The organism is Pseudoalteromonas sp. SCSIO 43201 (assembly GCF_023716725.1).
Classification (GTDB): domain Bacteria; phylum Pseudomonadota; class Gammaproteobacteria; order Enterobacterales; family Alteromonadaceae; genus Pseudoalteromonas; species Pseudoalteromonas peptidolytica.
In genome coordinates, this window is sequence record NZ_CP072683.1 from 3,924,636 (window position 1) to 3,932,172 (window position 7,537).

9 protein-coding genes are annotated in these 7,537 nt (G+C 42.1%); 1 reads left to right on the forward strand and 8 read right to left on the reverse strand.

Features of this window, described 5'->3' with window-relative positions:
* Positions 1-48 precede the first annotated feature (48 nt).
* Complete coding sequence (locus tag J8Z24_RS16840) at positions 49-2,238, forward strand: winged helix-turn-helix domain-containing protein (protein WP_252095066.1); 2,190 nt, start codon at positions 49-51, stop codon at positions 2,236-2,238.
* A gap of 70 nt (positions 2,239-2,308) precedes the next feature.
* Here J8Z24_RS16840 and J8Z24_RS16845 read toward each other — a convergent pair whose 3' ends face one another.
* The 8 genes from J8Z24_RS16845 to J8Z24_RS16880 all read right to left on the reverse strand — a co-directional run bounded on the left by J8Z24_RS16845 (position 2,309) and on the right by J8Z24_RS16880 (position 7,290).
* On the reverse strand, positions 2,309-3,046 hold the full coding sequence (locus J8Z24_RS16845) for a TlpA family protein disulfide reductase (protein WP_252095067.1): 738 nt from the start codon (positions 3,044-3,046) through the stop codon (positions 2,309-2,311).
* Positions 3,046-3,504: a TlpA family protein disulfide reductase gene (locus J8Z24_RS16850; protein WP_147388765.1), complete on the reverse strand. Its 459-nt coding sequence runs from the start codon at positions 3,502-3,504 to the stop codon at positions 3,046-3,048. Before J8Z24_RS16850 ends, J8Z24_RS16845 begins: the two co-directional genes overlap by 1 nt.
* Positions 3,505-3,520: 16 nt before the next feature.
* Positions 3,521-4,192, reverse strand: coding sequence for a cytochrome c biogenesis protein CcdA (locus J8Z24_RS16855; protein ID WP_125253660.1), 672 nt, complete (start codon positions 4,190-4,192; stop codon positions 3,521-3,523).
* Between the two features lie 160 nt (positions 4,193-4,352).
* Complete coding sequence (yidC, locus tag J8Z24_RS16860; RefSeq protein ID WP_252095068.1) at positions 4,353-5,987, reverse strand: membrane protein insertase YidC; 1,635 nt, start codon at positions 5,985-5,987, stop codon at positions 4,353-4,355.
* An 8-nt stretch (positions 5,988-5,995) separates the two neighbouring features.
* The gene (yidD, locus tag J8Z24_RS16865) at positions 5,996-6,298 is read right to left on the reverse strand and encodes a membrane protein insertion efficiency factor YidD (protein WP_211091617.1); all 303 of its coding nucleotides are present in this window, start codon (positions 6,296-6,298) and stop codon (positions 5,996-5,998) included.
* A 173-nt stretch (positions 6,299-6,471) separates the two neighbouring features.
* A complete protein-coding gene (gene rnpA / locus J8Z24_RS16870) occupies positions 6,472-6,903 on the reverse strand; it encodes a ribonuclease P protein component (protein ID WP_128732033.1) in 432 nt (143 codons plus the stop codon).
* 6 nt (positions 6,904-6,909) lie between these two features.
* On the reverse strand, positions 6,910-7,044 hold the full coding sequence (gene rpmH, locus J8Z24_RS16875; RefSeq protein WP_010376846.1) for a 50S ribosomal protein L34: 135 nt from the start codon (positions 7,042-7,044) through the stop codon (positions 6,910-6,912).
* Positions 7,045-7,128: 84 nt separating this feature from the next.
* Entirely contained in the window at positions 7,129-7,290 is a 162-nt protein-coding gene (locus J8Z24_RS16880) for a hypothetical protein (RefSeq protein WP_176033027.1), read from the reverse strand.
* Between the last annotated feature and the right edge of the window lie 247 nt (positions 7,291-7,537).

Genomic DNA, 7,537 nt, shown 5'->3' on the forward strand with positions numbered 1-7,537 from the left:
CTTACTGGATACTTCTGGTAATAGGTTTGTATAAGGGAAATAAACACCGTGTTGTACTTCTTACATTTTCGCTTTGATCCAATGACATTGTGCTTATATCGTGATGCTGTGCAAGTTCCATTGCGGCCAAAGGTTGCACAGCTATTGGCATATTTTTTAACGCATCCAAATCAAGTTGTTGCACGTGAAACATTACTTAGCAGCCTCTGGCAACATGGCGAGTTTAGAGAAACCGCACTCACTCAAAGCATTACAGAGCTCAGGCAAGCACTGAGCGACAGTCCCCAAAATCCAACGTTTATCAAAACTATCCCACAGCAAGGGTATTTGTGGATTTGTCCTGTTGAACAGCCGCATTCAAAAAGCCTAATTTCACATGTTACTAAGCTAGGGAAGAAAGCCACAATATTGCTCACTGCGGTTGGCTTAACAGCGATTGTTAGTACAGTCAGCTTATATTTTTTATCTGCACCAAAGCCGGTTTCAAGCAAGGCTAGTGTCACATTGCCGACACTTATTATCCCACCTATGGCTAATGAAACGGGTGTACAAGCAAATGCGTGGTGGGGGTATGCGTTGGAAGCCGCACTGCGGCAACAGCTGCAATCTAGTTATCACTTAGTACCCAAAAGCCAGTATCCAGAGCTTTCTGACAGTGATAAAACTAAAAAGCTCACGCTTTCTCTTAAACCGTTACAACAACGATTTCTATTAACGGCTAGTTTAGCAAGCGAGCGCACCGAGCTGATAGTCGAACAGCTAGATGAAAACTTTACAGCTATTGCAATGCAAGTCATAACACAACTAGCACTTAAAACTGAAGCGATAGATATGGCTCCTTTTAATCGTGGCATGCGTGACTATTATCGCGGTGTCCAAGCGTTAAATGAGCAAGGTCCAAAGCTAGCTAAAGCATACTTTGAAGCGGCGGTTATGCAAATGCCAGATCATATAGAAAGTCAGCTTGAGCTTGCACAAATTTGCTGGTGGCTTGGGGACATACAGTCTGCACATAAGCAGTTTGAGCATATCTCACTGAGCACAGCATCTATCGCGACGCAGGCTCGCTATCACTTGTATTATGGCGAGTTTTTAAAAGCAACAGGACAAGCGCAGCAGGCCTTGCAACAAGCGAAATTGGCATTGGATGTGGCACAGCAAAGTCAACAGGTTGAATTAATAGCATCTGCTTATCAACTTCAGGCGGACGCCTATTGGAGCCTTCAGCGTTGGGATGAATATAAACAAGCAATGAATTCAGCGCATGTTTTGGTGGGGAGTCGCTCTTTTGCCTACAGCGAAGCGCAGCGCAGCTTTTATTTAGCTAATCCACCCGCAGCAGGGCCAATAGAAAAGACTTTACTCAACTTAGAAAAAAGTAAGCCAGTCCTTGCTCAAGCGATCACTTACTATCAGCAAACGGCACAAAAATTAAGCTTAATTAAGGCATTATTTGCTTACGGACAAAACTATTTAGTGCCTGTTAGTGAGAGTGAACCAAGCTTATTAAACGCGTTGGAATTGGCGCAACAGGGCGGCTATCACCATCTAGAAATGCAAGTACTAACTTACTTGGGGTTTTTCTATATTCAGCTTCATCAAGGGGAAAAAGCGCTTGATTACCTAAAGCAAATTACACCCGAACCACGTTTTGTGCCTAGTTATGAACAGCAGCAATTACTGATAGGCATGGCGCAAATGGATATTGCACTGCAAACGGGTGATGAAGAAGCAATGCAAAGCGCAATTTTACAATACCAAGCATTGCTCAAAAGTGATGATATATCTGTCGTGACGCAGGCGAACGTTAAGTTATTACTCAGTTGGACATTGATAAAAGCAGGAGAGCTTGAGTCTGCCGAGCAGCTTTCATTGGAGGCTATGCAAGCGTATCAAACGCTACAACTACAGGAGGTTGAAACCTATGCGCTTTATACTCAAATGTATATACATCTTTTAAATGGTGAGCCACAACAAGCACTTGATATTATTAGTTCACAGCAACACCCCAGCTCGCATCTTTTGCTACTTTATGGTGCTGTAGCCGCTGATATGGCGAAAGAGGAAGCGTTACAGCAAGACTTTTCAGATAAACTCACTGAGCTTGAAAATAGTCAATTATTACAGTTGCAGTTGCAGCAGTTACGACAGCAAAGCCGCATCGATAAACGCTTTATTGCTGAGCTTATTGATGCGCCGTATAGCGTATATTGTCAAAGTAAATGGACGATAAATTAGCTTGAGATCTCCCTAAATTTACAATCTTGTTGAGCAGCCAGTCTTCGCTCAAGCTGGCTGCGACAGGGAATTAGTCTAGGCTCGGTGGTTGATTACCGCGATATACCACTTTGCCCTGTTTGTCTTGTACCAACCAATAAGGTAATTCTCGTACATCAAAAGTACTGAATACTTCATTGTGGTGATCGAACACAATATCGTGTTTGATATTAAAGCGCTTTTGATAGGCATAAGCACTTTGCTCGTCGACGTAAAATGGCTTAATTATCGTTAGCACGGGATAATCGCTGACTGCTGCGAGGTGATTATTCATTTCAATCTTCATTTCGCATGCTGGAATATGTTGAAATGGACATAAGCTATCACTGAAAAATAGCACTCGGTATTGGCTATTAACTGTTTCAATAGAGAAAGGCGTACCGGCTAATGTTTTTAAAGGGGTGTTTGTCTTTTCTTCTTTGCTGGCAACGGTTGCCGTAGACAATTGCTCTCGTTGGATAACTTTACCGTTTTCAACGAGTATGCGCATGGGGGTTTGCCTCACTGAAAACTGCAGCATTAACTGGTTTTGCTTATCAACTTTGATATTACCGTAACTAGGGTAAGCTGCTTTAAACTGCTCTAGACTTGCATCATCAATATTGATATCTGGCTGCAACATAACTCTCGGAGCTGATGGTGCGGGTAATGAGGTTGGCTGCACATACTCATCCCAAATATTGATAAAGATATACTCTTGTGTGCTCGCCTGCGCAGACATACTTAAATAGATGGTAATGTGCACAAGTAGTAATTTGATTAGTGACATTAGTTTACTCCTTGTAGTGTGTTTAGGTGCTGCTGTAGCTCATCGGTAAATAGTGCACTGCGATAAATTTCTTTACCGTTTTCATCAATTAAGATGTGCTGCGGTGTACCTAATACTTGAAACTGTTGGGTTATCTTACCGCTTTCATCAAATACCGTTGGAAATTGATAATTATGTTTATCAAGATAGGCTTTGATACCTTTTTCTGACTGATTGAAGCCGATATTAATGGCGATAACCTGATAGTGGTCATTGGCTTGTTGGTAGCTTTGTTCAAGTAGCGGCATCTCCTCAATACAGTAAGCGCACCAAGTTGCCCAAAATTTTAAATAAGTGATCTTCCCTTTGCTTGTAATCACATTGTTGGTCAGTGTACTAGCATTCAGTATGGGGTATTCCTTAGCCGTCGATGTGGTGCTCAATAAAGTGAGTAGCAAATAAAAAATGACTCTGTTCATGGTAGTTCCTTCACTGTTATAGCCAGCTTTTGCCAGCTTGAATAAGAAAATATTGCGCCATTGCGACTAAGAGTAGTGCTGTGACTGTGGTGATGTGATTAAGCCATGCCCCTGATTTTGGCAACTTATCTAAAAATCGTGTGCTAAACCCAGCAAGCAACAGCAAGGTGCTCATTCCTAGGGCAAAACTAAATAGCAACATACCGCCCAATAAGGGCTGCTGAGCATTGGCCACGAACAATAATAGACCGCCCAGCACAGGTGATGTGCAAGGTGCTGCAACAAAGGCGCTGGCCATGCCCATGAGTAGCGGAGCAGAGGCTGTATTACTGAAGGCTGTGGAGAATGCAGGCAAGGGGAGTAACCCTTTTGATACTGCTGCAAAGTAAAGTAGCAGATTTGCAAAAATCAGTAGCACCCAAGGGTTCGTGGCAATTTGGCCGAAAAAGCTACCTGTGAGTGCGGCTACGAACCCAAGTGCTGCATAGACAGCTGCAAAGCCAATAGCGTACAACATAGGTGCAAGGCGGATATGACGTTGCTGACTCAACGTAGCAACAGTAATAGGTAAGATAGGATAGACACAGGGAGTAAAACTGGTGAGAACACCTATTAGCAAGGCGAGGGGGATTAACCACCAGCTTGTTTCCGCACTAGAAAGTGCCTGTAGTAACGTTGATTCAAACATCGTCTTCTCTTTGCGTGCTGTATTTGCAAATGAGCATGACGGATAGTGTCTATCTGACCTATCAAATTAGCATAAAATTACCATAAAATATTATCAAGTTATTGTTTTTAAGACATAAAAAACGGCTCATTAGAGAGCCGTTTTTTCTGAATACGGGGAATTAACCGCGTACTTTCATGCCTTTTTTCTCCATACCACGGTAGATAATTAGCATCTGCGCGATAGAGATAAGGTTTGAAACCAACCAGTAAAGTACTAGACCTGATGGGAACCAGATAAAGAAGATAGAGAACACAACTGGCATGTAAGTCATCATCTTTTGCTGCATTGGATCAGTCACAGTCATTGGCTGTAACTTTTGAGTAAGGAACATACTTGCGCCAAATAGCACAGGTAGTACATAGTAAGGGTCCATTGCAGATAAGTCAGTTAGCCATAAGACAAATTCAGCATGACGTAACTCTGTTGACTCAAGGAAAACGTAAAACAGCGCAAGGAAGATTGGCATTTGTAGTAATAATGGGAAGCAGCCACCCATAGGGTTTACTTTTTCCTTACGGTACATCTCCATCATCGCTTGACCGAACTTCTGACGGTCATCGCCATAACGCTCTTTTAATGCCTGCATTTTTGGTTGCAGCATGCGCATTTTAGCCATTGAAGTGTATTGTGCTTTGGTCAGTGGATACAAAGCGGTTTTTACAATCAATGTAATCGCGATAATAGCCAGACCCCAGTTACCCAAAATACCATAAAGGAACTTAAGTAGTGTGAGTAATGGCTGTGAGATAAACCATAACCAGCCGTAGTCTACAGTTAGGTCTAAGTCTTCTTGAATAGCCTCTAGCGCCTCTGTGTCTTTAGGTCCCATATAATACGTTGCTGTAATCGTTGCAGCGGTATTTGCTTGAACATTGGTCGGTTCACTCTTCATGCCAATAATGCCGTTACCGTTTCTTAGTGTTGTGTACACAGTATTATTGGTTTGCTGATCAGGAACCCAAGCGCTTACAAAGTAGTGCTGTAGAAATGCGACATAACCACCTTGGGTATTTTTATTAAGGTTTGCTTCAGCCATATCTGAGAAGCTGTATTTCTCGTAAGGCTCTTCCGCTGTACCATAGGCTGCACCAAGGTAAGTTTGGTCAACCATGCTGCCTTTATCCTGACGAGTACGCTTGATTTGTGTGTAAAGCTGCACTTGTACGGGATCTGCCGTGGTATTGTTGACATGATACTCTAGGCCAACGTCATATTTACCAGCATTGAAGATATAGGTTTTGGTGTACTGTACGCCTTTTTCATCAGTAAAAGTAAGAGGTACGCGTAATGTATCGCCTGCTAACTCATAGTGAGTTTGAGTTGACTTGTACACTGGGCGGCCTGATTTATTCGCGTCAGGGCCGTTTAAACCAATTAAGCCACTTTGTGAAATATACTGCTTAGCATCAAATTCACCAAGTAACAGGTAAGGCTGATCGCTGCCATGGGTTTCTGCATGTTGGAGTAATTTAGCTTCAACGATGTCGCCGCCTTTAGTATCAACTTTTACCGCAAATACATCGGTAGTAATACTAATAACAGAACGTGTCGCCTGAGTTGCCACAACAGGCACATCGGATTGGCTAGACGCTGGAACATCAGTTTGATCTTCTGTTGGGGTTGAGTTCGCCACTTGATGTGCGGCGGCACTGGTACCAGTTTGAGGCTGGTTTTGTTCTTGTGTCCACTCTTGGAACAATAGGAACGAAACAAGCAACAAACCGATAAATAAAAACGTGCGTTGCGATTCCATAACAGCTCTTATTTCTCGTGTTGTTTAACTTTAGTTGACTTCACAGGTACAGGATCATCTCCACCTGCGCTCAAAGGGTGACATTTTAATATGCGTTTAACCGCTAACCAACTCCCTTTTGCAATTCCATGTAAATTAATTGCTTGAATTGCATAGCTCGAACAGGTTGGATTAAATCGACAATGAGGTCCAAGTAGGGGACTGATCCATTGTTGATAACCTCGTATCAGTAAAATAAGGAGATGCTTGGGTAGCGAACTCACTAATTTGAACTGACGCCTGATTTTGCCATGCCCTGAAGTTGAATTCATGGCATTGTAGATATCAATTTCCTCAATTTACTGCTTCAACCCAAGTGGGAAAAAACAGACTATTTTTCCATTGATATAGCTGATTAAAAGGTGAGCTAACCTTACCTTAATTGAGGTAAAATTACTACGTTGGCAAGGGTAAATGCGGCTTAAAAAGAAATGCGAAAAGCGGATTATTGCTTTTTCGCGTTCCCTTGAGGTTTTTTTGAACGCTTTTGCTGTCTTGGCTTAAAAGCAGGCTTTGGTGCTCCTGGTTTACAACGTTCATTTATTTTACGCCACATCTTAGTTAGCTGTTTTGTTAGCTCTTCATTAGATTGCTCATCAACACCGGTCTTGACCATCAACACAATATCGATGTTATCCAGTTTATGACGATTTAGACGAAAGCTTTCTCTGGCAAGACGTTTAATGCGATTTCGTTGACACGCTTTTTTACAGCGCTTTTTAGCAACTGTTAAACCGAGTCTGGGATGACCAACATCATTTGGTTTTGCAAGTAGAGTAAAATAAGGTGTAGCAGCGCGAGCTGGCTCTTGAAATATGCGGGAGTAATGCGAGGGAGTTAACAGACGTAACTCCCTGCTAAAGCTAAAGTCTTCCACTAAATATTAAGCAGAAAGTACTTTACGGCCTTTAGCACGACGACGTGCTAATACTTTACGACCGTTCTTAGTCGCCATGCGAGCACGGAAACCGTGAGTACGCTTGCGCTTAAGTACGCTAGGTTGAAAAGTTCTTTTCATAACAATTCCATCCGATCGGTTAAAAGTTAAAACATCCTATGCAGGTCGCGATCCTGGCACAGGTGCCATTGCGAGCGCGAGATATTAAAGCTGAGTACGTCTAAAGTCAATCAAAATCTGCTCTGTGTGGCTAAATATTCCACAGCAAGCGTTTTGTTGCTTTATATATAGAACAAACTGAGCAGCAGTATCGAACACACATAGATGATCCATATAAAGTAGGATCAATACGAAATCGATCTGCATAGATCTGATCCGACGGGCGGCATTATAGCATTTAGTAAGAATAGGAAAAGCTCTGGAAAACTAAATTTGATCTTAATTTTGGGGTGAGATCTGGTGGTTTTTTTGCTATGATCTTACTTGTGGGTAAAAAATAAAAATCTTTTAAAATCATGTGTTTGATTTTTTATTTTGATGAGATCTTACTTTTTCAAAAAGTCAATATTGAACTTGTGGATAAGATCACTTCATAATACCCCGCTTCCACCAG